The organism is Thalassospira sp. GB04J01, assembly GCF_000751115.1.
Lineage (GTDB): Bacteria > Pseudomonadota > Alphaproteobacteria > Rhodospirillales > Thalassospiraceae > Thalassospira > Thalassospira lucentensis.
Genome location: NZ_CCDX020000013.1, coordinates 146,479 through 171,563, shown reverse-complemented (window position 1 = coordinate 171,563; position 25,085 = coordinate 146,479). Strand labels below are relative to the sequence as shown.

The following is a 25,085-nucleotide window of genomic DNA, read 5'->3' as shown; positions in this document are numbered from 1 at the left end:
GGATGGGGGGTGCTGGTTTCTTTGCTGGTTCACCTGAAATATACCCATCCACACAGACGTCCGGTTGCGATCTGCCGTTAAAATCGGTAAAACAGTATCAAAATATGGTTTCAAGCGAATCGGCCCCGAAAAATGCGGGCCTTGATTGCGATAAAAGGATCTTAAGGCATGACATACGAAAACATCATCGCGGAGAAAAAGGGCAATGTCGGGCTGATCACCCTCAACCGTCCCAAGGCGCTGAATGCGCTGTGTGCGGCACTGATCGATGATCTTGGGGTTGCACTTGATGATTTCGAATCCGATGACAACATCCGTGCCATTGTCATTACCGGATCGGACCGGGCCTTTGCGGCCGGTGCTGACATCAAGGAAATGGCTGATTACGACTATATGGATGTCTATAAAAACGACTTCATCACCAAAGGCTGGACCCGTGTCGCAAGCTGTCGCAAGCCGACCATTGCGGCCGTTGCCGGATTCGCACTCGGTGGTGGCTGCGAAATGGCCATGATGTGCGACATCATGCTGGCGGCCGATACCGCAAAGTTCGGTCAGCCGGAAATCACCATTGGCACCATTCCCGGTGCAGGTGGAACTCAGCGTCTGACACGGGCGGTTGGCAAAGCCAAGGCCATGGAAATGTGCCTGACCGGGCGGATGATGGATGCCGAGGAAGCCGAGCGTGCCGGATTGGTGGCGCGAATCGTTCCGGCCGACTCGCTGATGGATGAAGCCATGCAACTGGCCGAAAAAATCGCCTCCTTCTCGGGGCCGGTATCGATGAAGGTCAAGGAATCGGTCAACAAGGCCTATGAAATGACCCTTGCCGAAGGCCTGATGTTTGAACGGCGTGAGTTCCATTCGACCTTCGCGCTTGAAGATCGCGCAGAAGGCATGAAAGCCTTTGTGGAAAAGAGAAAAGCTGATTTCAAGCACCGTTGATTGTGCCGGGATCGTTATAAGTTGACCCCTGATTCTACGGCTGCATATCTGTATTGCAGCCCCAAAGACTCCTAAGCCGCAGAAAATGAGGCGCTAGGATGGTATCGGGGGTTGACGAGGGGGGCGCCCGGCGCTATAAGCCGCGCTCCGAATTACGTAACATTTGTTTGAAGAGACAGGTTCGCAATGGCTCACCATAAATCGGCCAAGAAGCGCATTCGCCGCAACGCCGCCCGTGCTATCGTTAACGGTGCACGTATCGGCCGTATTCGTACCTACGTTAAGAAGGTCGAAGCTGCGCTGAACGTTGGCGACAAAGATGCTGCTCTGGCTGCGATGCAAATCGCTGAGCCGGAAATGGCGCGTGGCGCACAGCTTGGCGTTCTGCATAAGAACACCGCTGCTCGCAAGGTTTCGCGTCTGACTGCACGCATTAAAGCGCTTTAATTTATCCCTTACGGGATGGCGAGTCGAAGGCCGCACCTCTGGTGCGGCCTTTTCGCTGCCCGGATTTCGGTGAATCACCTTTTGTTCCATGATTCCGCTTGCGCAAAAAACCGCAGGAATCAAGGACCGTTTTGGTCCCGAAATCCTTTTAACGTTCTGTTAAAGATCGCCTTGCCTGATGTGGGTCGCATCAGTACAGTGTTGCGACTTCGCAGGCCGCGCAAAGCGGTCCGTGACGAAGAACCAAAAAACAAAAGGCGCGAGTACGCTTCCAGGATAGTGCGGAAGACCAGCGTGTTGATCACAAACGTGATGAACGCGGTGCAGTACTGTTTTGTCTTTTGCAGTCTTGTTGGTGTTGAAATTGGGATAGCGGGGAAAGGTTCTAACAGTGCAGCACGCCGCAAGGGGAACGCAATCAGCTCTCGGACAGACCAGTGGGGGGATGTCGGGTGAGCAGCAGGCAGCACCAGACGATCATGCGGTAGCAACATGGCAAGTCATTCGTGAAAAGCTGCGCGCCGAATTTGGCGCAACGGCGTATCGCTATTGGCTTGAGCCTGTTGCCCTGATCGGTGTTGAAGCCGGTGTGGCCCGGTTGGGCGCGCCGACCCGTGCCATGCGTGACTGGGTGACACAGCACTATCTGGACCGTATTCAGGCTTTCTGGCACGCCGAAGACCCCAACGTTCATTTCATCGAAATCAACATCGTCTCGGGTGCTAATGCCGGGGCTGCGGGTGCGCGTCGCACATCTGATGCGACTGAAACCCGTCCCGCACAAAATACGTCTTATCGCGACTCGCAAAATTCCCGGGCCAGCAGTGCGGCCAATACCGCGCAGCAGCCCGCCCATTCGCAAAAGTCAAATGGCCGCACGGCAATTGCCAGCATGTCAGATGATGGCATTTCAGCAGCCCTTGATCCGCGCTACACCTTTGATAATTTCGTCATCGGCAAGCCAAATGAGTTTGCCTACGCCGCGGCGCGCCGCTTGGCCGAGGCCGAGTCTGTGCCGTTCAACCCGCTGTTTTTGTATGGTGGGGTTGGTCTTGGTAAAACCCACCTGATGCATGCGATTGCCTGGCATATCCGCCGGACACAGCCGCACCGCACGGTGATCTACCTGTCGGCTGAAAAGTTCATGTATCGCTTTATCCGCGCGTTGCGTGACAAAAACACCGTTGATTTCAAAGACCAGTTCCGCTCGGTTGATGTTCTGATGGTCGATGACGTTCAGTTCATCTCGGGCAAGGATTCGACCCAGGAGGAATTCTTCCACACCTTCAATGCGCTGGTTGATCAAGGGCGTCAGATCATTGTGTCTGCCGACAAGTCACCATCTGATCTTGAAGATATCGAAGAGCGCCTGCGCTCGCGTCTTGGATCGGGACTTGTGGCCGATATCCATGCCACCACTTATGAGCTGCGTCTGGGCATTCTCGAATCCAAGGCGGAACGTCAGGCGGTTGAGCTGCCCCAGCGCGTCATGGAATTCCTGGCCCATAAAATTACGGCCAACGTCCGTGAGCTTGAAGGCGCACTTAACCGCGTGATTGCCCATTCCCAGCTTGTCGGTCGTGAGATCAGCCTTGAGATGGTTCAGGATATCCTCCATGACGTCCTGCGCGCGTCCGAGCGCCGGGTTTCCATTGAGGAAATCCAGAAGCGCGTCGCCGAACAGTTCAACATCAAGGTGTCGGATATGCATTCGGCCCGCCGTGCCCGTGCGGTTGCACGTCCACGTCAGGTGGCAATGTATCTGTCCAAGCAGCTGACAACCCATTCTCTGCCTGAAATCGGGCGCAAGTTTGGTGGGCGCGATCACACCACCGTCATGCATGCGGTGCGCAAGATCGAAGAACTGCACACCACTGATCCGTCATTGTCAGAAGACATCGATCTTTTGCGGCGGATGCTCGAAGGGTGATCGCTGTTTGATGTTTTTCATCAAGGCCGCCAAAACAGGCGGCCTTTTTGCTGGGTTTTATGCAATGAATCCAATGGGTTTTCCGGCCTGAAATATATGCGAAAAACCGGGAGTCGCACGGTATGCGCTGGTTTGCGCGTTTTGGGTGTTTTTTGGGGTGTCGACTCCTTTTATTTGCTTGGGTTTAGGCCGTAAAAATCCTTCGATTTCCCGACATGCATGTTATAATGCCCCTTCCTCACCCGTAAGGGTGGGGGTCAGGTGAGAAAACCTATTAAAAATCAAGTTGTTAAACCAATACTGACAGACGGATAGGACGGGCATGAAGCTGACCATCGAACGCGCGGCTCTGTTGAAATCGCTGACCCATGTTCAAAGTGTGGTCGAACGCCGCAACACCATTCCGATTCTGTCCAATATTTTGCTGCGGGCAGAGAACGACCAGCTTTCCCTGACCGCCACGGATATGGACCTTGAGGTCGTTGAAACAACGACCGCGGAAGTTGCCGAAGCTGGCGCGACGACCACGCCCGCACATACCCTGTATGAAATCGTCCGCAAGCTGCCGGAAGGCTCGCAAGTGCAAATCTCGCTTGAGCCGGGTGCAGGTCGTTTGACCCTGTCGGCCGGTCGGTCGAAGTTTAATCTCGCCGTGCTGCCGGTTGATGACTTCCCGGTCATGTCGGGCGGCGATCTGCCGGTCAGCTTTGGTCTGGCTGCTGCGGAACTGCGCGGCCTGATTGATCGTGCCGAATTTGCGATCTCGACCGAAGAAACCCGCTATTACCTCAACGGGATTTATTTCCACGCCACCGATGCCGAAGGGACGAAAATCCTGCGCGCGGTTGCGACCGATGGTCACCGTCTGGCGCGTGTCGAGGCACCGCTTCCTGATGGGGCGGAAAACATGCCCGGTGTCATCGTTCCACGCAAAACCATTGGGGAATTACGTAAACTGATTGATGAAACCGGCGAGGCAGTTGATATCGCCATGTCTGATACCAAAATCCGTTTTGGTTTCGGTAAGGCGATTTTGACCTCCAAGCTGATCGATGGGACCTTCCCCGATTACGAGCGCGTCATTCCATCGGGCAATGACAAAACGCTTGATATCGAGTGCAAAGGCTTTGCCGATGCGGTTGACCGTGTTTCGGCGATTTCGATTGAAAAATCGCGCGCGGTTAAAGTTGTCCTTTCGGGCACGACCCTGACCCTTTCGGCGTCTAGCCCGGAACATGGGACTGCGTCCGAGGAACTTGAAATCAATTATGACGCCGAGGACATCGAAATCGGCTTTAACTCGCGCTATTTGCTCGACATCGCAAAACAGGTCAAGGGCGATACGCTCAATCTTTTGATGTCGGACGGATCGTCGCCGACCATCCTTCGCGATACCGATGACCTTTCGGCATTGTATGTTCTTATGCCGATGCGTGTTTGACGGTAAGCGCATAACACAGTGGCTGTTCTTGCCAATAACCTCATGCCAAGAGACGGTGCGTCGATGACAAACCGTCTCGCAGTTTCCCGCATTCAGCTGAGTGAATTTCGCTGTTACGAAAGCTTGCGGCTGTCGTTAAACAGCACACCGGTTGTTTTGACGGGACCAAATGGGGCGGGCAAGACCAACTTGCTTGAGGCGGTATCGCTGTTGTCGCCAGGCGGCGGTTTACGCCGTGCCAAACTGGGTGAAATTGCGCGGAACTTTCCCGCGAACCCGGACGGCGAAACCCGCGCTTGGGCCGTGTCGGCCGATCTGGAAACGCCAGATGGCGCCTTTCAGGTCGGAAGTGGCCTTGACCCGGCAGCCCTTGCACAGGGACGCGAACGTCGGGCGGTCCGCATTGATGGTGAAACAAAACGCGGTCAGGCATCCTTGGGTCGGGTCTGTGCCGCCGTGTGGTTAACGCCGCAAATGGATCGTTTGTTTCTGGACGGACCATCGGCACGGCGGCGGTTTCTGGATCGACTGGTCTATGGCCTTGATCCGGAACATAGCAGCCGGGTTGCCGCCTACGAGCATAGCCTGCGCAGTCGCGCAAAACTGCTTAAGGAAGGCAAGGGCGACGATAAATGGCTGGCCTCGATCGAAGACTCGATGGTGCGCCACGGGATCGCCGTTGCCGTCGCCAGAGCCGACCTTCTGGCGCGCTTAAGCCGGGCGGGGACCATGGCGGTCGGACCGTTTCCTGCGGCGCGCATGGCGCTGGCGGGGGATCTTGAAAACTGGCTGGAAAATCTTCCGGCGGTTGAGGTCGAAGATAAAATGCGGGCGGCATTGCGTGACGGACGGTCACGTGATGGAGCCTATGGCGGGGCGATTGTTGGCCCGCAACGCAGTGATCTTTTGGTGTGGCACGATGCAAAGGGCCAGTCGGCAGATCAATGTTCCACCGGGGAACAAAAAGCGTTGTTGTTGGCAATCATCATGGCCAATACCCGCCTGCAGACAAAAGCACGCGGCGCTGGCCCGCTGCTGTTACTTGACGAGGTGGTTGCGCATCTGGATGCAGAACGCCGCAAACACCTGTTTGATGAAATCGTGGCGCTTGGCGTCCAAGCCTGGATGACAGGTACGGACCGGGCGCTGTTTGAAGGTTTGGACGGTCGTGCGCAATTTTTCCGCGTGGAAGATGCCACACTGACCCTAGAAACCACTCCGTGAATGCCGAGGTTGTTGACGCTATGACCAACGAAACAGAAGCCCCGAATACTGCCGAAGTCGTGCAGGAGTACGGTGCAGAATCGATCAAGGTTCTCAAAGGCCTTGAAGCGGTGCGTAAACGCCCGGGCATGTATATCGGTGACACCGATGACGGAACCGGTTTGCATCACATGATCTATGAAGTCGTCGATAACGCGATTGACGAAGCCTTGGGCGGGTATTGTGATACCGTCTGGGTGCAGCTCAATGGTGACGGTTCGGCGACCATCCGCGATAACGGTCGTGGTATCCCGACCGACATGCATAAAGAAGAAGGCGTGTCTGCGGCCGAGGTCATCATGACCCAGCTTCACGCCGGCGGTAAGTTTGACCAGAATTCCTATAAGGTTTCCGGTGGTTTGCACGGGGTGGGCGTTTCAGTTGTGAACGCGCTCTCGACCCTTTTGAAATTGCGCGTCTGGCGCAATGGCAAAGAACACTACATGGAATTTTCCGGTGGCGATGCGATCAAGCCGCTCGAAATTGTCGGCGACGCGCCGCTGACCGAAGATGGCACACCGCTGACCGGGACCGAGGTGACCTTCTATCCGGACGGTGAAATCTTCACCATGACGGAATTTGATCTGCCGACCCTTGAGCACCGTTTGCGGGAACTGGCCTTCCTGAATTCCGGTGTGATCCTGACGCTTCGTGATGAACGCAGCGGTGAACCGGTTGAGCAAAAACTGCATTACGAAGGTGGTATTCGGGCCTTTGTCGAATATCTTGATCGCAACAAAGCCCGTCAGATCGAAGAAGCCATCGTCATTGTCGGTGAAAAAGACGGCATCACCGTCGAAGTGGCGTTGCAGTGGAACGACAGCTATCACGAAACCACGCTGTGCTTTACCAACAACATTCCGCAGCGTGACGGTGGGGCGCATATGGCCGGTTTCCGCGCTGCATTGACCCGTCAGATCAATTCCTATGCGCAGGAAAGTGGCATTGCCAAAAAGGAAAAGGTCAATCTGTCGGGCGATGATGCGCGTGAAGGCCTGTCCTGCGTGATTTCGGTCAAGGTTCCTGATCCGAAATTCTCTTCCCAGACCAAAGACAAACTGGTGTCATCCGAAGTCCGTCCGGTTGTTGAAAACATCGTCAATGACAAGCTGGCACAGTGGCTTGAAGAACACCCGCAGGATGCGCGCAAGATCGTCGGCAAGGTGGTTGAGGCCGCATCTGCCCGTGAAGCCGCACGTAAGGCGCGTGAGCTGACGCGGCGTAAGGGTGCGCTCGATATTTCGTCACTGCCGGGCAAACTTGCCGATTGTCAGGAACGCGATGCGTCCAAAGCCGAACTGTTCATCGTGGAGGGTGATTCCGCAGGTGGATCGGCCAAACAGGGCCGTGAACGTGGCTTCCAGGCGATCTTGCCGCTGCGTGGTAAAATCCTTAACGTTGAACGTGCGCGTTTCGACAAAATGCTTTCAAGTCAGGAAATCGGCACCCTGATTACCGCGATGGGGACCGGGATCGGGCGCGACGATTTCAACATTGAAAAAGCCCGCTATCACAAAATCATCATCATGACCGATGCTGACGTCGATGGCGCGCACATCAGAACCCTGCTTTTGACCTTCTTCTATCGTCAAATGCCTGAACTGATCGAACGTGGCTATCTCTATATCGCACAGCCACCACTTTATCGCGCCAAGCGCGGTAATTCGGTCCAGTACCTTAAGGGCGACCGGGAAATGGAACAGTACTTGACCGCACAGGGCACCGAAGAAGCAGTTCTGACCCTGACCGGTGGTGTACAGGTAGCTGGTCCTGATCTGGTGCGGGTGGTCGAGCTGGCGCGTAAAGCCAAGTCGCTGCTTGAACCGCTGTCGCTCAAATTGCCGATTTCGGTTCTGGAGCAGGCAACACTTGCAGGCGCACTCAACCCGGCCTTGCTTGATGACGATGCCAAGCGCCTTGAAGCCGCAGAAACGCTGGCCACGCATCTTGATAGCCTCGAAGAAGATTACGACCGTGGCTGGCACGGCGAAGCCCCGCAGGACGAAATCGTTCTGTGGCGGATGCTGCGCGGTGTTGAGCAGCGCCACGTGATTGATGGCAATATTCTACGTTCCGTCGAAGCCCGCGCGCTTGCCGGTATTCTGGGCGAATTGCGCGAACTCTTTGAAAAGGGTGCCGAATTCGTTGCCAAGGACAAAAGCTGGAAAATCAACGGTCCGGTAGATTTGGTCAACGCGGTGATGGAATTTGGCCGTCGCGGCATTTCTGTACAGCGCTATAAAGGTCTGGGGGAAATGAACCCCGATCAGCTTTGGGAAACCACGCTGGACCCGAATGTCCGTTCGCTGCTGCAGGTCAAAGTCAATCACGCCGATGAGGCCGAAGAAGTCTTCTCGACCCTGATGGGTGACGTGGTTGAACCGCGCCGTGACTTCATTCAGTCCAACGCGCTTAAGGTCGCAAACCTCGACGTGTGACGTCACACGAAGAACAAAATCCAAAAAGGCCGAAGACTTTTGTCTTCGGCCTTTTTGGTAGCTAACCCAATTGCTTGGGATAGAGAGCTTAGTAGCATTAGACGATCCCGCCTCCGCTTCCTTTGCTTGCCGGGCGTTGTTTGCCGACAGCATCGCGATAGCCTGCCTTGCGAAAGGCAACAATCGGATCAATTGCGCCACCGGCTTTCTGGCGCGCCATGGCAAGGATCGGCGAGACGTCGGTGTTGTAGGCTGACTTCAATGTTCGATTGGCCATCATGACATCATTCTCGTCCTGATACCCTGCCAATGCAGAATGGTCGACCAGCAATGCCTGTACATAAGCACGCTGAACTTCTATCGCGCTGGAAATCAGACTTTCAATCGGATCGGTCACATTGTGCGATTGATCAAGCATATAGGCCGGATCAAACTTTTCCGGGGCACGGCGTTCAGCATCGACCAGTTCGTTAAAGACGAGGAAAAGCTGATAGGGATTGATGGATCCGCTATCAAGATCATCATCGCCATACTTGCTGTCATTGAAATGGAACCCGCCCAGCTTTCCAAACTGGAACAGGCGCGCGACAATCATTTCAATATTCACATTTGGTGCATGATGGCCGAGATCAACAAGGCAGGATGCTTTGGGACCCAGTTCGGCCGCCGCCAGATAGTTGCTGCCCCAATCCTGAATCACGGTTGAATAGAAGGCTGGCTCAAAGATTTTGTGTTCAATGAACAGTTTCCAGTCATCGGGCACCCCGGCATATACCGATTTCATTGCACTAAGGTATCGTTCAAAACTACGGGTGAAGCTTTGCTGACCGGGGAAGTTCGTGCCATCTCCGATCCAGACCGTAAGCGCCTTTGACCCAAGCTTCTGGCCGATTTTAATGCATTCAAGATTATGGGCAACTGCTTGTTCGCGTACGGCGGCATCACTATGGCTAAGACTGCCGAACTTATAGGATTGGCTCTGGTCGTCCTGATCCTGAAACGTATTGGAATTCATCGCATCAAAACCAAGCCCGTATCCCGATGCCGTTTCACGCAGCTCTGAAAGATCGTCGACCTTGTCCCACGGGATATGGAGTGACACGGTCGGGGTTGCCCGACCCAGTTGCTGAATAACGGCACAGTCGGCCAGCTTTTCATAGATATTGCGCGGTTCACCCATCCCCGGAAAACGCGCAAAACGCGTCCCTCCGGTGCCGACACCCCAAGATGGAATGGCCACCGCGAAATCCATGGCGTCCTTGGTCAACGCATCAATATCGATCCCGCGTCGTGAAAGCTGCGCACCAAGCGCGTTATAATCGCTTTTGAGTGCAGAAATTTCGGCATCATTTTGATCGGCAATCAGGTCGGCCGATATCGGTGCTTTTACGGACATTTTACTCCCTCCCGGACTGCTTTATTTTTCAGCCCTGTATTTGTTTAACGCGTGAATGATGGTGCATGACCAGCATCAACGTTAACTACATTGCCCGTCGATTTTGCCGCATTGTCCGATGCAAGGAAATAGATCGCCTCGGCAATGTCTTCGGGCAGAACATTCAGCTTCAGCATACTGCGCTGACGGTAATGTTCTTCAAGCTGATCGGGCGCCATGTCATAGGCTTTCGCCCGCTGTTCACGCCATTCACCCGTCCAGATTTTCGACCCGCGAAGAACCGCATCCGGATTAACCACATTCACGCGAATCCCAAACGGCGCACCTTCCAGAGCAATACAGCGCGCCAACTGGATTTCTGATGCCTTTGCCGTGCAGTAGGCCGATGCACCGGGCGAAGCCACAAGGCCGTTCTTTGATGCGACAAACACCATGCTGGCCGGACGTTTTTGCAATTTCATGATCTTGAAGGCTTCGCGCGCCACAAGGAAATATCCGGTCGACAAAATGTCCATATTGCGCTGCCAGACTTCAAGACTGGTTTCGTCAATCGGGGCAGCCGACGAAATACCCGCGTTGGACACCAGAATATCAATCCCGCCAAACTCGGTGCAGCTGTCATGCATCAGTTTGATGACCGATTCTTCGCTGGTGACATTGACCGGAAGACCCCGCACCTGATCCTTGCCAAACACCGACTGCAGATCACCAATTGCCGCGTCCAACCCGTCTGCATCAATATCACAGGCAACGACACAGGCACCTTCTTGCAACAAACGACCACAAGTCGCCTTACCAATGCCACCGGCACCACCGGTGACAACCGCCACACGGCCTGCAAGGCTTTTGGGTTTGGGCATGCGTTGCAATTTGGCTTCTTCAAGCCGCCAGTATTCGATATCAAACGCTTCCTGCTCATCAAGCCCCATATAGGTGCTGACTGTATCGGAACCGCGCATCACATTGATCGCATTGACGTAAAATTCACCGGCGATCCGTGCGGTGGCCTTATCCTTGGCAAAGGACAGCATGCCAACGCCCGGGATCAGGTAAATCACCGGGTTCGGGTCACGCATCGCCGGGCTATTATCGTGCTTGCAGCGGTCATAATAGGATTTGTAATCTTCGCGATAGGCACTAAACGCATCCCCCAATCCTTCGATCACAGCATCAAGATCTGGCTTTGTAGGATCAAGACCAATGATGATCGGGCGGATTTTCGTGCGCAGGAAATGATCCGGGCAGGATGTCCCAAGACTTGCGAGTGCTTCGAGTTTATTGGAATTAACAAATTCCAATACTGCGTCGCTGTCGTTAAAATGCCCGATTTTACGTTCGCCCGCATCAATGAAACTGCGAATACGCGGCATCAGGGTTGATGCAATCGAACGGCGCGTTTGCGTATCAAGGCTTTGATGGCGGACCCCGCCAAAGATTTCCGCACCACGTGTTTTCGTATCGAACCAGGCAATCGCCTTGTTAATGATTTCAACCGTCGTGTTGTAGCTTTCTTTGGCACTGTCGCCCCAGGTAAACAGACCGTGGCTTTCAAGAACGACCCCTTTGCTATTGGGGTTGTCGTTGAAATATTGCTCTAACATAAGACCAAGCTCATAGCCCGGTCGTTTCCATGGCAACCAGCCAATGTCATCGCCAAAGATTTCCTGCGTCAACGCGCGACTATCCTTGGAGGCGGCAATGGCAATCACGGCATCAGGGTGCATATGATCAACATGCGGTTTGTTGATATAGGCATGAAGCGGGGTATCAATGCTGGCCGCACGCGGATTAAGATTAAACGTACAATGGGGCAGATAAGCCACCATTTCGTCTTCGAACTCTTCACCGCGATAGAGGCCTTTGAGCGCGCGCAGCTTATCCATATAAAGGGTCGAAAACCCGTCGAGCTTCATGCTGCCGACGTCACCACCTGATCCCTTGACCCAAAGAACTTCTACTTCTTCGCCGCCCAGTGGGTCTTTTTGCCAGACCTTGGCTGACGTGTTCCCGCCACCAAAATTCGTGATACGCAGATCCGAACCCAGCAGGTTAGAACGATAAAGCAGTTTTTCCGGCTCGCTTAGACCCGCCGCGTGTTTCGCGTCCCATTTGTTCGGAAGAAGAGTATCAGAAGGAACAGATGACATGATCCTATAACCTATCACTTGGACGTTACACATGGCGGTCTGCTAGAAATGCGATTGCCGCCTCCCATTTTTTCCAAGCAAGTAAACCGGTTTTCAATCACAGTCAATCATAAACAATCATTTTCTTTCAATACTGCAGCGCAATATGATCAATTATGACATTTTATGTTTGACAATGATCGAAATTGAGCGAATATCAGGCAAACGGAGAGCACACATGCACGAACGTGAACGACATAGATTGATTTTGCGCGCAGTCGGGGAACGCCCGGTTGTCACGGTCGCCCAGCTTGTCGATATGCTGGACGTTTCCGAAGCGACCATTCGCCGCGACATTGGCGCCCTTGATGATGACGGCAAACTGCGCCGCATCCGAGGCGGGGCCGAGGCGATCAATCCTGTCAAAAGCCAACATCTGCTTGGGCGTCCGTTCTTTGTCACCAAGACACTGAATGTTGCGCAAAAATCGGCCATTGCCGCAAAGGCGGTTGAGCTGTGCGAAGAAGGTGACTCCATCATCATTCACGGTGGGTCAACCACCTATCAGATGGCGCCGATGCTGAAATCCACAAAGATGCAGGTTCTGACCAACTCGTTTCCGCTGGCCGACTTTTTAATGAAGCACAGCGAAAACAGCGTGGTCGTGCCGGGCGGGACGATTTACCGCGAACAGAACATTATCCTCAGCCCATTTGAAAGCGATGTGATCCACAATTTTTATGCCTCTAAGGCATTTGTCGGCGCACAGGGCATCAATGCGATGGGGCTGATGGAAAGCGACCCCATGATCATCCAGTCCGAGCAGCGCCTGATTGCGCAGGCCGAAAAACTGGTGGTCATGATCGACAGTTCGAAATTTACCCAGCGCAGCAACATGTTCCTGTGCCGCCTGGATAACATCGATACCTTGATCACCGATGACGGCATTCGTGACGAGGACCGCGCCATGATCGAACGCGCGGGCATCAATCTTGTCGTCGTCGAACCAAGGCAGGAAGAGGACCACAACACGGCAAGCGCATAACAGAGGGGACACAAAGAGCCCCCGCACCTGCCAAAAATAAAACCAAAATCAATCATGGAGGAAACGTTATGAAGTTCAAAAAGTCTCTGATGGCTGCGGCCATTTTTGCCATGGGAATGGCATCTGTATCTGCACAGGCCGCCGACCCGGTTCGGGTTGGTCTTGTCGTCAAATCACTTGGCAATGGTTTCTTTGAAGCGGCCCGTGATGGCGCAATGGAAGCCGCCAAAGAAATCGGCAATGCCGAGGTCATCTATACCGGCCCGACATCCACGACTGCCGAAGGCCAGATTGAAAGCATCAACTCACTGATGGCCCAGCGCGTCGATGCGATTGCCGTTTCGGCAAACGACCCGGACGCACTGGCACCGATCCTTAAACGTGCAATGGATCGCGGCATCAAGGTAATTTCATGGGACAGTGGCGTTGCCGATGATGCACGCATTGTTCACCTGAACCCGTCAAGCAACCCGCTGATTGGTGCGATGTGTATTAAACTTGCTGCTGATGTTGCCGGGGACGCTGGGGGCGAAATGGCAATCCTGTCTGCGACGCCAACCTCGACCAACCAGAACATCTGGATCGACGAGATGAAGAAAGTGCTGCCGGATTACAGCCAGCTTAAACTCGTTGACACCGTCTATGGTGATGACCTTGCCGATAAATCCTATCGCGAAACCGTCGCGTTGCTGAAGAAATACCCGGATCTCAAAGTCATTGTTGCACCAACCTCTGTTGGCATTGTTGCCGCCGCACAGGCAGTTGAAGATCAGGGTAAAGTCGGTGACGTCTTTGTCACCGGTCTTGGTCTTCCGTCCGAACTTGCCGGTCATGTTGATGCCGGTTCGGTCAAAAGCTTTGCCATCTGGAACCCGATTGATCTGGGATATTCGGCAATGATGATTGCCTATCAATTGACCCAGAATGACGAACACATGTCGATCAAAGCTGGTCGCATGGGGGCCATCTCATTCGACAAGGATGGCAATGGTGCGATGTCCGATCCGTTCGTTTACGACGCATCGAACGTGCACAAGTTCGCCGACATTTTCTAGGACGAACCACGGAACTGGCGGAAATACTTTTCTCCCTGAAGATGTTTCCGCCGCCCTTTTTTCCTTTATCGCATTTTTCAGGCACACAGGGTTTCTGCCCTGCACCTGAAACAGAATTTCCTGTCTCTGAGTTAAAGGCTTGAGAAGCATGAACAGGCCTGTTCTTGAACTGCGCAATATTTCCAAGACATTTCCCGGTGTAAAAGCGCTCGACAGTGTTGAACTGCAACTTTATCCCGGTCAGGTCACCGCCCTGATTGGCGAGAATGGCGCGGGAAAATCAACATTGGTCAAAGTGCTGACCGGCATTTATGCGCCCGATGGTGGCGAAATTCTGATTGATGATGCGCCTGTGACAATGCAGGCCGCGACCGATGCCAAACGCCACGGCATCTCGGCCATTCATCAGGAAGCCGTCATGTTTGATGAACTGACGGTGACCGAAAACATCTTCATCAACAATCAGAACCGCAACATTTTCGGTCTTCTTGACTGGAAGCTGATGCGTAAACGCGCCAAAACGCTTCTGGAATATCTTGATGTCAATGTAGACCCGAACATCCCGTTGCGCGAACTGAGCGTTGCGCACAAGCATCTGGTGTCTTTTGCCGCGGCCCTTTCGGTCAGTTCCAGCATCGTCATCATGGATGAGCCAACCGCATCCCTGTCCCATCATGAAATTCAGGAACTTTATCGTCTGGTGCGCCGCCTGCGCGACGAAGGCAAGGCCATCCTGTTCATCAGCCACAAGTTCGACGAGATTTTCGAAATTTGTGATCGCTATACCGTTTTCCGCGACGGCCAGTTTGTCGGATCGGGTGGCATCGCCGATGTCACACAGGACGATCTGGTCGCCATGATGGTCGGCCGCACCGTCAGTCAGATCTACCCGAAAGAGCAGACCACGATTGGCGACACTGTCATGTCCGTCAAAGGCCTGTCGCACCCGACCGAGTTTGCCGATATTGATTTCGACCTGCGCAAGGGCGAAATCCTTGGCTTTTATGGTCTTGTCGGTGCCGGACGCAGCGAAGTCATGCAGGCCTTGTTTGGCCTGACTCCGACATCCTCGGGCAGCATGGAGCTTAATGGCAAACCATTCAAACCACGGACACCGGGCGATGCTGTTGATCAGGGACTTGTCTATGTCCCTGAAGATCGCCAGCATCAAGGGGCCATTCTGACCCTTCCGATTTTTCAGAACATCACCCTGCCCCAGCTTGGCGGCTTGTCCCGGTCAGGATTTATTGACATGGCCCGGGAATATGACGTTGCCCGTGAATATGCCACACGTCTGCAACTCAAAGCATCGAGCCTCAGCGAGAATGTCGAAAACCTGTCGGGCGGCAATCAGCAAAAAGTCGTCATCGGCAAGTGGCTCGCGACCAATCCAAATGTGATAATTGTCGATGAACCGACAAAGGGGATCGATATCGGCTCCAAGGCGGCCGTTCACAAATTCATGGGCGAACTGGTCGCGCAGGGGTTGTCGGTCATCATGGTGTCATCCGAATTGCCCGAAGTGATGGGCATGGCGGATCGGGTCATCGTTATGCACGAAGGCCGCATTGCTGCACGCTTTGAACGTGATGACATGACCGCCGAGGCCATCGTTACCGCCGCGACAGGAGCCTGAATATGAAAAACACGTCTCTTCTCGGCAAAATGATTTCGCATCGCGAATGGCTGCTTGGCGCCATCATCGTCTTGATGCTGATGGGTGTCGGCTATACCGCGCCGTTCTTTGTTACCCCAAGCAATCTGGCCGAAGCATTTGATGACACATCAATCCTGATCATGCTGGCCTGCGCGCAGATGCTGGTGATCCTGACGCGCTGCATTGATTTGTCGGTTGCCTCCAATATTGCCCTTACCGGCATGTGCGTCGCGCTTTTTAACGTCGCTTATCCCGACAGTCCCGCACTCGTCACCCTGATCCTGTCGATTGGTATCGGGGTTGTGCTGGGTGCCTTTAACGGGATTCTGGTCTGGCTGGTGGGTATTCCATCAATTGTCGTGACTTTGGGCACCATGAGTGTTTATCGCGGATTTGTCTTTTTGATCAGCGGCGGCGAATGGGTCAATGCCCATGAAATGACGCCACAATTTCTGGCCCTGCCACGCGCGACATTTCTTGATCTGACGGTGCTGTCATGGATTGCGATTGCCGTCACCTTGGCGCTGTTTGTCTTTACCCGTTTTACCAAGACCGGCTTGTCGATCTTTGCCGTTGGCGGCAATCCAAAGGCCGCTGTCTATAGCGGGATTAATGTTGGCAAATACCAGTTCATCACATTCTGTATTTCCGGTGCCGTAGCTGGCATGTGCGGCTATCTTTGGGTATCGCGCTATGCCGTTGCCTATGTCGAAGTCGCCGTTGCCTTTGAACTTCAGGTGGTCGCGGCTTGTGTCATTGGCGGCATCAGCATCGCCGGGGGCATTGGTACGATCTGGGGCGCAGCCCTTGGGGCGATCTTCCTTGGCCTGATTAAGAATGCGCTGCCGGTGATTGGCATTTCACCGTTTTGGCAGTTGGCGATTTCCGGTCTTGTTATCGTTCTGGCCGTGATCATTAATTCGCGCAGTGAAAAACGTGGTGGGCGCCGAATCTTGCGGGAGGCCCACCAATGATGAACGAAAAAGCATTGAAACATCCCATGACCAAGGACATCAAGGATCTCCCCGACAATCTGGATGGTGACTGGCGCAATAAACTGATGCGTTGGGAAACCCTGTTGATGGTGTTTGTCGCGATTGCGTTTTTCACCAATACGCAAATCTCGCCCTATTTCCTTGATCCATGGAGCCTGTCGGACGCGACGTTCAACTTCACCGAAAAGGCGATCATTGCCCTGCCGATGGCATTGTTGATCATTGCGCGCGACATTGATCTTTCGGTGGCATCGACCATCGCACTGGCATCGGTTGCCATGGGGTTTGCCAATACAATGGGGGCAGGTCCGATTGAGCTTGCCCTGATCGGCATGGCGGTTGGAACCGTAGCCGGTTTTATCAATGGCTGGATCATTACCAGGTTCGATATTCCGGCAATCGTGGTGACCATCGGCACTATGAGCCTCTATCGCGGTATTGCCTATATCGTGCTTGGCGATGATGTCTATCGCAGCTACCCGTCTGACTTTGCCTTTTTTGGGCAGGGCTATGTCTGGGGTGTGCTGTCATTTGAATTTCTGTTGTTCCTCTGTCTGGCGGTTGTGTTTGGCATTTTGCTGCACAAAACCACCTTTGGCCGGCGCGTCTATGCGATTGGCAACAATCCGACCGCGGCGCTGTTTTCGGGCATAAATGTCAAACGCCATCGATTGTTTCTGTTTACGCTTGTCGGGCTTTTTGCCGGTATTGCCGCAGTGCTTTTGACATCGCGCATCGGCTCAACCCGCCCGTCGATTGCAATGGGCTGGGAACTTGAAGTCATCACCATGGTTGTTCTGGGCGGGGTGAATATCCTTGGCGGTGCAGGCAGCATTGTGGGCGTGTTTATCGCGGTCTTCCTGATGGGGCTTGTCACCTTTGGCATGGGCTTGATGAATGTACCGGGCATCGTCATGTCGATCTTTACCGGTTGCCTTCTGATCCTTGTGATCGGCACACCGATCATCTGGCGACGCTTTTTGAATGCGCGCAAAATGCGATCAAATTCCGGGGAATAGTGTCATGGAGAAAATCGCCTTCAAGATGATGCTCAATCCCGGTGAGGCCAGCGAATATAAAAAGCGCCACGATGAAATCTGGCCCGCATTATCGGTTCTTCTGAAAGATGCCGGAATATCGGATTACAGCATCTTTCTTGATGAAGAAACCAACATCCTGTTTGCCGTCTTGCGTCGGACAGCAGACCATAAGATGGACGCACTGCCCAACCATGAAATCATGCAACGCTGGTGGGATTTCATGGGCGATATCATGGCGACAAACGACGATGGCAGCCCGGTCGTTGTTCGCTTGAACGAAATGTTCCATCTGCCATGACCGATACCCGCGCCATTGCCGTCATAGATATCGGCAAAACCAACGCAAAACTTGTGGTGTGGGATGCTCGGACCAGTGCCATCCTGTTTGAGGCCAGTCGCGCCAATCACTCAATTGATGGCCCGCCTTATTGCCATCTTGATGTCGATGGTCTTTGGGATTTCTATATCTCAGCGCTGAAAGATGCGGCACGTGAGGCCCTGATCGGGCGGATCGTTGTGACCACCCATGGTGCAACGGTTGCGGTCCTTGCCGGGGACGAGCTTGCCCTGCCGGTGGTGGACTATGAAAATACCTATGCCCCGGAAATCGATCACGCCTATGGCGCCGAGCGGGATGACTTCGCGGACAGCCAAAGTCCCTGTCTGCCTGCCGGTTTGAATTTCGGGCGACAGATCTTTGCGCTTGAACAAGCCTTCCCCGAAGAAATGGCGCGCGCAACCGACTTTCTGCCCTATCCGCAATATTGGGCTTGGCGGCTGTCGGGGATGAAGGCCTCTGAGGTCACATCGCTTGGCTGTCATTCAGACCTGTGGCGCCCGCATCAAGCGGATTGGAGCGACCTTGCCAAGACCTGTGGCTGGGCAGGAAAGTTTGCGCCGATGCGCAAGGCGCGTGATGTTTTGGGTGAAATCTTGCCGGAAATCGCTGCCAAGACCGGTCTTCCAACCGACTGCAAAATCCATTGCGGTATCCATGATAGTAATGCGTCGCTGGTGCCCTTGATTGCCAAGGTCGAACAACCGTTTTCGCTTGTATCATCGGGTACCTGGACAATCTGTTTTTCCGTCGGTGCGCACGCGCGACCGGACCTTGATGAACATCGCGATACCTTGTGCAATGTCGATCTCAACGGCAATGCCGTACCCAGTGCACGGTTCATGGGCGGACGGGAATATGCGTTTCTCGCGGATGGTCATACAGATAATCCGGATTTCACCGACATCAAACGTTTGATGGCATCAGACTGTCTGGCTGTGCCGTCATTTGCCGAAGCAGGCGGACCTTTTGGCCATCTTGTCGGTCATGTGATCAACAAGGCCGAACTGCGAACCGCGCGCGACAAGGCTGCTCTCGCGACAATGTACTGCGCGTTGATGGTGGATTACGACCTTGAAATGATTGGCAGTGACGGGCCGGTGATTGTCGAGGGGCCATTCGCGACCAACACGACCTTCTGTCAATTGCTCGCCAGCCTCCGCCCGGACCAGCAGGTTTTTGCCTCAACTGACAGCTCCGGAACCAGCTATGGTGCAGCACTTTTGACAGGTCGGATGCAAATGCATCAATCACGCGGTTCGACGCGAATAGATCGGATCGAGGATAGTGGAATTTTGGCTTACAAGAATTTGTGGCGAAACAAGCTGACAATGAGCACTGAAAGTTGAGATGTTTCGTTGTGGACGTTTAACCGCTCTGCAACAAGTCAAGCGCTTGAAACATGACACATAAATCTGGAAATTTTCCTATCCCGGCATAAAGGAACTTGGAAGTAACCATTTGATTTTTCGATATAATTGTTGGAACTATTTATTTTCCAGATAATTGTGTCAAATCAGTCGAACTATATATGTCACAGACTTCGAAAAAGGCTGTTTTTTGCAAACGGTGTTTCCAGATTTATGCGTCAATTCACACCGACTGTGAATTGACGCATAAAATTAAAAAGCCGGAGATGATCGTTCATCCTCTCCGGCTTTTTTTTTGGTATCTCACGATCAATAGTGTCACTCCGTCTGAGGGACCAGGTAACGAGACCCCGTGTACTAAGGTCGCGGTTTTATCGCCTTGAAACCTCTGCGAATCATGCTCCGACCAGCCTCCAGCGTGCGCTGTTATAATTATGTGACAACAGGTTCTCCCCTTTTTCGCACGGCTTGGGAATGATATTCGTTATTGCTGCCCTATCGACTGGAGAAATGCGGCAATGAAGGAAAACCTGACGCCGACGATCCGTAACTGCGCACGCGCGGTGATCGTTCGCGATGGCGCCATTCTTCTGCTGTGCAAACAAAGCCCGTTTTACGGCACGCGCTATGCGTTGCCCGGTGGTGCACAGGAAGAGTATGAAACACTGCAATCAGCCCTGATCCGCGAATGTCAGGAAGAAATCGGTACCACGGTTACGGTTGGCGATCTGATACATGTCGCGGATTTCTTCAAGCCGCGCAGCACGGACCCGGAAACAAAACGACATACGGTTGAGTTTCTGTTCACGTGCGTGGTGCCCGACGATTACGCGCCAACCAATGGGCCGGCACCGGATAAAAACCAAAAGGACGTCTTCTGGCTGCCGCTGGATGAATTGGAAACGGCACCTCTTTCTCCTGAGGGGCTGCGCGGGGTGCTAAGTGCATCGGTGCGACAACACCCGTTTTATCTCGGACTGATCACATGACGTCTGCCTTATCCGCGCCGGTACGCGACAACTTTCGTTTTCTATGGATTGAGGCCAGCGCGCAAGTTGCGGAACTCCGCGATGCATTGGAGCAGGGATCGCTGGACTTGGCGCGCAAGGTCGTCGACCGCAGCGGCTATGTCGACAATCTGAAGATGCGTGTTCGCGACGGCTGTATCTCGGCCATCATGCAGACGCCAAAATCAAGCCCGGATGCGTTGATGCTGCGTGCCGTAGAGTCCATCGCGATTGATTTGGGGCGGCTGACACGGCTGTGTCGCGATTGTGTCGCGCAATACGAAACGCTCGAACATGTTCAGCGTCGAAAGCGCCGCCACCACGCAGCTCTTCTGGCATATGTCGAACAGGGCCTTCAACTGATCGAACAGGCAACGGACGACGCTGACACCTCAACAGCGGTCAAGGCCATCAAGGTCAAGAACAAGATCGATGAAGAGTACAAACAGCTTATTCGCGCCTGTAATGCGGATCTGACAAAACGCAAAGACCCGACGGTGGTGATTGCATCGATCTTCATGGCGCAGCGCATCGAAGAGATGGGCACGATTATTCAGGATATGGGTGATGCGATCATATCGGCCAACATGGGTCAGCAATTAACCGCAGATCGCTATCGGTCCCTTTCGGCGACGGTCAAGCGCCTGCGCGGTAACAGAAAGGCCGGCGACATCACAATCGAACCCCTTGCCCAGACACGCTCGGGGAGTGCTATTTCCGGCGTCGCCGATGTGGGGGCGGACGATGACAGCTATATCGCCGTGTTCAAGGATGGCAAACGCCGAAAGCTTAAGGAAGAACGTCAAAAGGTTGATCGGTGGAATGCGATATATCCCGGTCTGGCGCCAAAGATTTTGTCCTTTCACAAAAAACAGGATCAAGCTGCCCTGCTGATCGAACATTTGCCGGGACTGACATTCGAAAAAATCTTGTTGCAGGAAGACCCGGCACTGCTGGACGAGGCCCTTAAGGAATTAAAAAAAACGCTTCGTGCGGTTTGGCGTAAAACCCACGCCAAAAAACCGGTGACCGCTCAGTATATGACCCAACTGACAAAGCGGATGGAGGCGGTTTGCGACATTCATGCCGAGTTCAAAGACGATGGGTGTACGATCGCGGGTCACTCCGTTCTGTCGTTTGACACCCTGATCAAGGCGTGCGCAGCACGTGAAGCCAAACTTAAAAATCCTTACACGGTGCATATCCACGGCGATTTTAACTTCGACAACATCATTTACGATGCCCAAACCCGTTCCATACGGTTTATCGATCTGCACCGTTCGACGGATATGGATTTTTTGCAGGATGTTTCCGTTTTCATGGTATCGGGTTATCGGCTTCAGGCACTTGATGCTGAACGCCGCCGAAGAGTTCATTACGTTATTGCCGACTTCTATGAATTCGCCTGTCGTTTCGCGCTCAAGGCCGGCGATGATACGTTTCAGCTTCGTCTCGCACTTGGGCTGGCGCGTTCTTTTGCCACATCGACACGGTTCATTCTCGATCAAACATTGGCCCGCAGCATGATGGCCCGCGCCCGGTTCCTGCTAGAGCGTGTGGCAGCATCCGACCCAGACAAACCCCAAGATTTCACCGCTCCGATCAAGGACCTGTTCATTGACTTATAAGAAAATCGCCGTTGTCGGCATTCCTGGAAAATGGTCGACCGAGGCCCTCGCCGATGCGCTGGAAGAAAAAACCGATTTTCGTCTTGTCGTCGATATGGCCGATGTGACCGCCGATCTTGCGACCGGGACATTGACGGCAAAAGGCGTTGATCTGACCAATCTTGATGGTTTGGTGGTCAAAAAAATCACGGAAGTCTACAGCCCGAACTCGCTTGACCGTCTTGAGCTGTTGCGTCTCGCCGAAGCGGCCGGCGTGCGTGTGTTCAGCCCGGCGGTCAACATGTTACGTTTGATAGATCGGCTGGCCTGTACGGTTACCTTGCGTAACGGCGGCATTCCGATGCCCGAAACCCAAGTGACCGAAAACGTCGATGTTGCCGTTAAGGCTGTAAAAACATTCGGTGCGGCCGTGTTTAAGCCGCTGTATTCGACCAAGGCACGCGGGATGACGGTCATAGACTCCACGCAACCCGACGCAGAAATATTGGATGCGATCACCGCGTTCAAGGCGGAAAACCCGATGATGTACATCCAGCGGAAATTGTCGCTGCCCGGGCAGGATCTTGGTCTGGTCTTCCTTGGTGGCACCTATTACGGTGCCTATGCACGGGTCGCAAAAAACGATGCCTGGAATACGACAATCAACAGTGGTGGAAACTATGCGCCGTTTGAATGCGATCCGGACGTGGTCGAAATGGCCCGCCGCGCACAGGCCCTGTTTAACATGGACTTTACAACGGTTGATGTGGCGCTGACGGATCAAGGCCCGATTGTTTTCGAGGTTTCCGCCTTCGGTGGTTTTCGTGGCGCAAAAGAAGGCATCGGGATCGATGCGGCAGCCCTTTACGCCGACTACATTCTGGATGCTTTGTCATGATCAATCCGGGTACGCCAATGATGTCCAAAGATATCGCAGCACAGATGGCGGGTGGCTTGACCCTTCAGCCGGGCGGGCTCGTGCTTGGGCTTCCGGACATGACGATCCGGGTCCGATCAAACTCCACAGCCCTTCTCGAAAAACTGCGGGCTTATTTTAAACATATCGTGATCGAAGACGGTGACGCGACCGTGGAAATTCAAGCGTTCGAATGCGCCCCCCCGGACCTCGCGCTCGACTATGTTGATTGGCCGCGCGAGGTCGGCAAGATGGGGCGTAAAGACGCGCTGATCGACCTTTCCGATGGCCGTATCGTCAAAAAGGTGCGCACCGGCATGATGTTCCTGCAAAGCGTTGATCACAGGATCGCTGCCGGGCCTTGTCTGGAAAACGACAATCAGGTGATCAATTTTATCAACGCGCAATACATGAACATGCTGCAACAAAACGGATGGGCTATTTGTCATGCCGCCGGTTTGGTTCGCAACGGTTTGGCACTTGGGCTGGCGGGATTTTCCGGTGGTGGCAAGTCGACGTTGATGTTGCATATGCTTAACGAAGACGGCACGGCGTTTCTGAGCAATGACCGTCTGTTTGCCCGGCGCACCGATAAAGGTGTCTTTGCTGCGGGCATTCCAAAATTACCACGCATAAATCCCGGAACGGCCCTGAACAACCCGTGTCTGGGTAGCATTGTCACGCCTGAGCGCCGCGATGAACTGGCGTCATTGCCCGCATCGGAACTTTGGGACATCGAAGAAAAGTACGACGTCGATATTGATCAAATCTATGGCCCCGATCGCATTGTCGCGCGTGCGCCGTTATGTGGGTTTCTTGTTCTCAATTGGTCGCACACCGCCGATGCCCTGACCCAGATAAACGAAGTCAATCTGGGTCAGCGACGCGATCTTCTTGCCGCAGTCATGAAATCATCCGGCCCGTTTTACCAACTGGCCGATGGTTCCATGTATGCCAAGAGTTCAGTCTTGGATGAAGAATCCTACCTGTCGACCTTCCAGGGCGTACCTTTTTATGAAGTTACAGGCCGCGTCGACTTTGATCAGATCGCCCGACACTGTCTGAACAGGTTTTTTGACAAAGGCGCGCAAACATGACCCGTGAATTGCTGATATTGCGCCACGGCAAGGCAAAAACCCCGATCGGCATTGCGGACCGTGACCGCCCGCTTAAAACCACGGGAAAACGCCAGGCGCAACGCGTGGGCGCGTGGCTGCAGGACCATGCATTGCGACCCGATGTAACGGTTTCCTCGTCGGCGGAACGTGCCTATGTTACGGCGCAAAAAATGCTTAAGGCCGGTGGTACGCACGCCCATGATATCGCGGTGGATGACCGGATTTATAATGCCTCTGTGGCCGCCCTTCTTAATGTACTCGGCACTTTTCCAAGCGCCCCGAACCGCGTAATGATCGTTGGGCATAATCCGGGGTTAGAAGGACTTGTGCATCATCTCGCTTCATTGTCCTTGCCCGGCACAGATGATGGACGACTGCTCAAAACCGGTACCCTCATTCATCTCTCCATGCCCGACGACTGGCGGCAATTGGACCGTGATTGCGCGAAAATCGTTGATTACGTTCGGCCCGATAGCTTGCCGGTGGGGTTTCCTTACCAAACCCCAAACGGTCGGGAATGGCGCGACCGCCCGGCCTATTATTATACCCAGTCTGCGGTGATCCCGTATCGCAAAACGGGGCGGGGGATCGAAATTCTTGTGATCACAGCCAGCAGTAAAAACCATTGGGTCGTGCCCAAGGGAATACATGAACCGGGACTAAGCGCGCAAGATTCTGCCGCCCAAGAAGCGCAAGAGGAAGCTGGCGTGCAAGGGCGTGTGCACGCGACCGCAATCGGCAGCTATGCCTACGAAAAATGGGGCGCGACATGTAACGTCAGCGTCTATCCGATGGAAGTAACCGACGAACTCGACCCCGACATATGGGAAGAAAATCACCGGCAGCGCCGCTGGGTTGCGCCCGATGTGGCCGCGCAGCAGATAAAGGAAGATGCGCTAAAAACGATCATTCTCGACTTTGCGGCGTCACTTGCCAAGGAGACCCCATAGTC

20 protein-coding genes are annotated in these 25,085 nt (G+C 53.8%); 18 read left to right on the top strand and 2 right to left on the bottom strand.

The features are described from left to right. Nucleotides 1–168 precede the first annotated feature (168 nt). From AMM48_RS14610 to gyrB, 6 genes are all read left to right on the top strand, one after another. Nucleotides 169–945 carry an enoyl-CoA hydratase gene (locus AMM48_RS14610; RefSeq protein WP_102784625.1) on the top strand — a complete coding sequence of 259 codons (777 nt, stop codon included), beginning with the start codon at nt 169–171 and terminating at the stop codon, nt 943–945. A gap of 186 nt (nt 946–1,131) precedes the next feature. Further along, nucleotides 1,132–1,392, top strand: a complete 261-nt coding sequence (gene rpsT, locus AMM48_RS14605) for a 30S ribosomal protein S20 (protein ID WP_101301188.1) — start codon at nt 1,132–1,134, stop codon at nt 1,390–1,392. A gap of 445 nt (nt 1,393–1,837) precedes the next feature. Then, nucleotides 1,838–3,322: a chromosomal replication initiator protein DnaA gene (dnaA, locus tag AMM48_RS14600; RefSeq protein ID WP_102784624.1), complete on the top strand. Its 1,485-nt coding sequence runs from the start codon at nt 1,838–1,840 to the stop codon at nt 3,320–3,322. A 322-nt stretch (nt 3,323–3,644) separates the two neighbouring features. Then, nucleotides 3,645–4,763: a DNA polymerase III subunit beta gene (gene dnaN, locus AMM48_RS14595; protein ID WP_101301184.1), complete on the top strand. Its 1,119-nt coding sequence runs from the start codon at nt 3,645–3,647 to the stop codon at nt 4,761–4,763. A gap of 63 nt (nt 4,764–4,826) precedes the next feature. Beyond that, nucleotides 4,827–5,987 carry a DNA replication/repair protein RecF gene (gene recF / locus AMM48_RS14590; protein ID WP_102784623.1) on the top strand — a complete coding sequence of 387 codons (1,161 nt, stop codon included), beginning with the start codon at nt 4,827–4,829 and terminating at the stop codon, nt 5,985–5,987. A 20-nt stretch (nt 5,988–6,007) separates the two neighbouring features. Continuing rightward, nucleotides 6,008–8,464 carry a DNA topoisomerase (ATP-hydrolyzing) subunit B gene (gene gyrB / locus AMM48_RS14585; RefSeq protein ID WP_102784656.1) on the top strand — a complete coding sequence of 819 codons (2,457 nt, stop codon included), beginning with the start codon at nt 6,008–6,010 and terminating at the stop codon, nt 8,462–8,464. Between the two features lie 97 nt (nt 8,465–8,561). Here gyrB and rhaI read toward each other — a convergent pair whose 3' ends face one another. Both rhaI and AMM48_RS14575 read right to left on the bottom strand, forming a co-directional pair. Then, on the bottom strand, nt 8,562–9,860 hold the full coding sequence (rhaI, locus tag AMM48_RS14580) for an L-rhamnose catabolism isomerase (RefSeq protein WP_102784622.1): 1,299 nt from the start codon (nt 9,858–9,860) through the stop codon (nt 8,562–8,564). A gap of 44 nt (nt 9,861–9,904) precedes the next feature. Beyond that, complete coding sequence (locus AMM48_RS14575) at nt 9,905–12,007, bottom strand: bifunctional rhamnulose-1-phosphate aldolase/short-chain dehydrogenase (RefSeq protein WP_102784621.1); 2,103 nt, start codon at nt 12,005–12,007, stop codon at nt 9,905–9,907. A gap of 217 nt (nt 12,008–12,224) precedes the next feature. Here AMM48_RS14575 and AMM48_RS14570 point away from each other — a divergent pair, with 217 nt between their 5' ends. The 12 genes from AMM48_RS14570 to AMM48_RS14515 all read left to right on the top strand — a co-directional run bounded on the left by AMM48_RS14570 (nt 12,225) and on the right by AMM48_RS14515 (nt 25,083). Continuing rightward, entirely contained in the window at nt 12,225–13,031 is an 807-nt protein-coding gene (locus AMM48_RS14570) for a DeoR/GlpR family DNA-binding transcription regulator (protein WP_022733979.1), read from the top strand. Between the two features lie 68 nt (nt 13,032–13,099). After that, nucleotides 13,100–14,086, top strand: a complete 987-nt coding sequence (gene rhaS / locus AMM48_RS14565; RefSeq protein ID WP_102784620.1) for a rhamnose ABC transporter substrate-binding protein — start codon at nt 13,100–13,102, stop codon at nt 14,084–14,086. A 148-nt stretch (nt 14,087–14,234) separates the two neighbouring features. After that, on the top strand, nt 14,235–15,722 hold the full coding sequence (locus AMM48_RS14560; protein ID WP_102784619.1) for a sugar ABC transporter ATP-binding protein: 1,488 nt from the start codon (nt 14,235–14,237) through the stop codon (nt 15,720–15,722). Between the two features lie 2 nt (nt 15,723–15,724). Next, nucleotides 15,725–16,717 (top strand): ABC transporter permease, encoded by a 993-nt coding sequence (locus AMM48_RS14555; RefSeq protein ID WP_102784618.1) that lies wholly within the window; start codon nt 15,725–15,727, stop codon nt 16,715–16,717. Further along, a complete protein-coding gene (locus tag AMM48_RS14550; protein ID WP_244271242.1) occupies nt 16,714–17,757 on the top strand; it encodes an ABC transporter permease in 1,044 nt (347 codons plus the stop codon). Before AMM48_RS14555 ends, AMM48_RS14550 begins: the two co-directional genes overlap by 4 nt. Nucleotides 17,758–17,761: 4 nt before the next feature. Further along, nucleotides 17,762–18,076 carry an L-rhamnose mutarotase gene (rhaM, locus tag AMM48_RS14545; protein ID WP_102784617.1) on the top strand — a complete coding sequence of 105 codons (315 nt, stop codon included), beginning with the start codon at nt 17,762–17,764 and terminating at the stop codon, nt 18,074–18,076. Continuing rightward, complete coding sequence (locus tag AMM48_RS14540) at nt 18,073–19,464, top strand: FGGY family carbohydrate kinase (RefSeq protein WP_102784616.1); 1,392 nt, start codon at nt 18,073–18,075, stop codon at nt 19,462–19,464. Before rhaM ends, AMM48_RS14540 begins: the two co-directional genes overlap by 4 nt. Before the next feature lie 539 nt (nt 19,465–20,003). Beyond that, complete coding sequence (locus AMM48_RS14535) at nt 20,004–20,474, top strand: NUDIX domain-containing protein (protein WP_102784615.1); 471 nt, start codon at nt 20,004–20,006, stop codon at nt 20,472–20,474. Next, nucleotides 20,471–22,120 carry a PhoU domain-containing protein gene (locus AMM48_RS14530; protein ID WP_102784614.1) on the top strand — a complete coding sequence of 550 codons (1,650 nt, stop codon included), beginning with the start codon at nt 20,471–20,473 and terminating at the stop codon, nt 22,118–22,120. Before AMM48_RS14535 ends, AMM48_RS14530 begins: the two co-directional genes overlap by 4 nt. Then, nucleotides 22,110–22,997 (top strand): GAK system ATP-grasp enzyme, encoded by an 888-nt coding sequence (locus tag AMM48_RS14525; protein ID WP_102784613.1) that lies wholly within the window; start codon nt 22,110–22,112, stop codon nt 22,995–22,997. Before AMM48_RS14530 ends, AMM48_RS14525 begins: the two co-directional genes overlap by 11 nt. Next, on the top strand, nt 22,994–24,112 hold the full coding sequence (locus tag AMM48_RS14520) for an HprK-related kinase B (RefSeq protein ID WP_102784612.1): 1,119 nt from the start codon (nt 22,994–22,996) through the stop codon (nt 24,110–24,112). The genes AMM48_RS14525 and AMM48_RS14520 overlap by 4 nt, the downstream gene beginning before the upstream one ends. Continuing rightward, nucleotides 24,109–25,083: a histidine phosphatase family protein gene (locus tag AMM48_RS14515; protein WP_102784611.1), complete on the top strand. Its 975-nt coding sequence runs from the start codon at nt 24,109–24,111 to the stop codon at nt 25,081–25,083. The genes AMM48_RS14520 and AMM48_RS14515 overlap by 4 nt, the downstream gene beginning before the upstream one ends. The last annotated feature ends 2 nt before the right edge of the window (nt 25,084–25,085 follow it).

Excerpts from the sequence above, each read along its gene's own strand:
- AMM48_RS14610 (WP_102784625.1), top strand. The coding sequence starts at position 169 with ATGACATACGAAAACATCATCGCGGAGAAAAAGGGCAATGTCGGGCTG.
- rpsT (WP_101301188.1), top strand. The coding sequence starts at position 1,132 with ATGGCTCACCATAAATCGGCCAAGAAGCGCATTCGCCGCAACGCCGCC.
- dnaA (WP_102784624.1), top strand. The coding sequence starts at position 1,838 with ATGTCGGGTGAGCAGCAGGCAGCACCAGACGATCATGCGGTAGCAACA.
- dnaN (WP_101301184.1), top strand. The coding sequence starts at position 3,645 with ATGAAGCTGACCATCGAACGCGCGGCTCTGTTGAAATCGCTGACCCAT.
- recF (WP_102784623.1), top strand. The coding sequence starts at position 4,827 with ATGACAAACCGTCTCGCAGTTTCCCGCATTCAGCTGAGTGAATTTCGC.
- gyrB (WP_102784656.1), top strand. The coding sequence starts at position 6,008 with ATGACCAACGAAACAGAAGCCCCGAATACTGCCGAAGTCGTGCAGGAG.
- rhaI (WP_102784622.1), bottom strand. The coding sequence starts at position 9,860 with ATGTCCGTAAAAGCACCGATATCGGCCGACCTGATTGCCGATCAAAAT.
- AMM48_RS14575 (WP_102784621.1), bottom strand. The coding sequence starts at position 12,007 with ATGTCATCTGTTCCTTCTGATACTCTTCTTCCGAACAAATGGGACGCG.
- AMM48_RS14570 (WP_022733979.1), top strand. The coding sequence starts at position 12,225 with ATGCACGAACGTGAACGACATAGATTGATTTTGCGCGCAGTCGGGGAA.
- rhaS (WP_102784620.1), top strand. The coding sequence starts at position 13,100 with ATGAAGTTCAAAAAGTCTCTGATGGCTGCGGCCATTTTTGCCATGGGA.
- AMM48_RS14560 (WP_102784619.1), top strand. The coding sequence starts at position 14,235 with ATGAACAGGCCTGTTCTTGAACTGCGCAATATTTCCAAGACATTTCCC.
- AMM48_RS14555 (WP_102784618.1), top strand. The coding sequence starts at position 15,725 with ATGAAAAACACGTCTCTTCTCGGCAAAATGATTTCGCATCGCGAATGG.
- AMM48_RS14550 (WP_244271242.1), top strand. The coding sequence starts at position 16,714 with ATGATGAACGAAAAAGCATTGAAACATCCCATGACCAAGGACATCAAG.
- rhaM (WP_102784617.1), top strand. The coding sequence starts at position 17,762 with ATGGAGAAAATCGCCTTCAAGATGATGCTCAATCCCGGTGAGGCCAGC.
- AMM48_RS14540 (WP_102784616.1), top strand. The coding sequence starts at position 18,073 with ATGACCGATACCCGCGCCATTGCCGTCATAGATATCGGCAAAACCAAC.
- AMM48_RS14535 (WP_102784615.1), top strand. The coding sequence starts at position 20,004 with ATGAAGGAAAACCTGACGCCGACGATCCGTAACTGCGCACGCGCGGTG.
- AMM48_RS14530 (WP_102784614.1), top strand. The coding sequence starts at position 20,471 with ATGACGTCTGCCTTATCCGCGCCGGTACGCGACAACTTTCGTTTTCTA.
- AMM48_RS14520 (WP_102784612.1), top strand. The coding sequence starts at position 22,994 with ATGATCAATCCGGGTACGCCAATGATGTCCAAAGATATCGCAGCACAG.
- AMM48_RS14515 (WP_102784611.1), top strand. The coding sequence starts at position 24,109 with ATGACCCGTGAATTGCTGATATTGCGCCACGGCAAGGCAAAAACCCCG.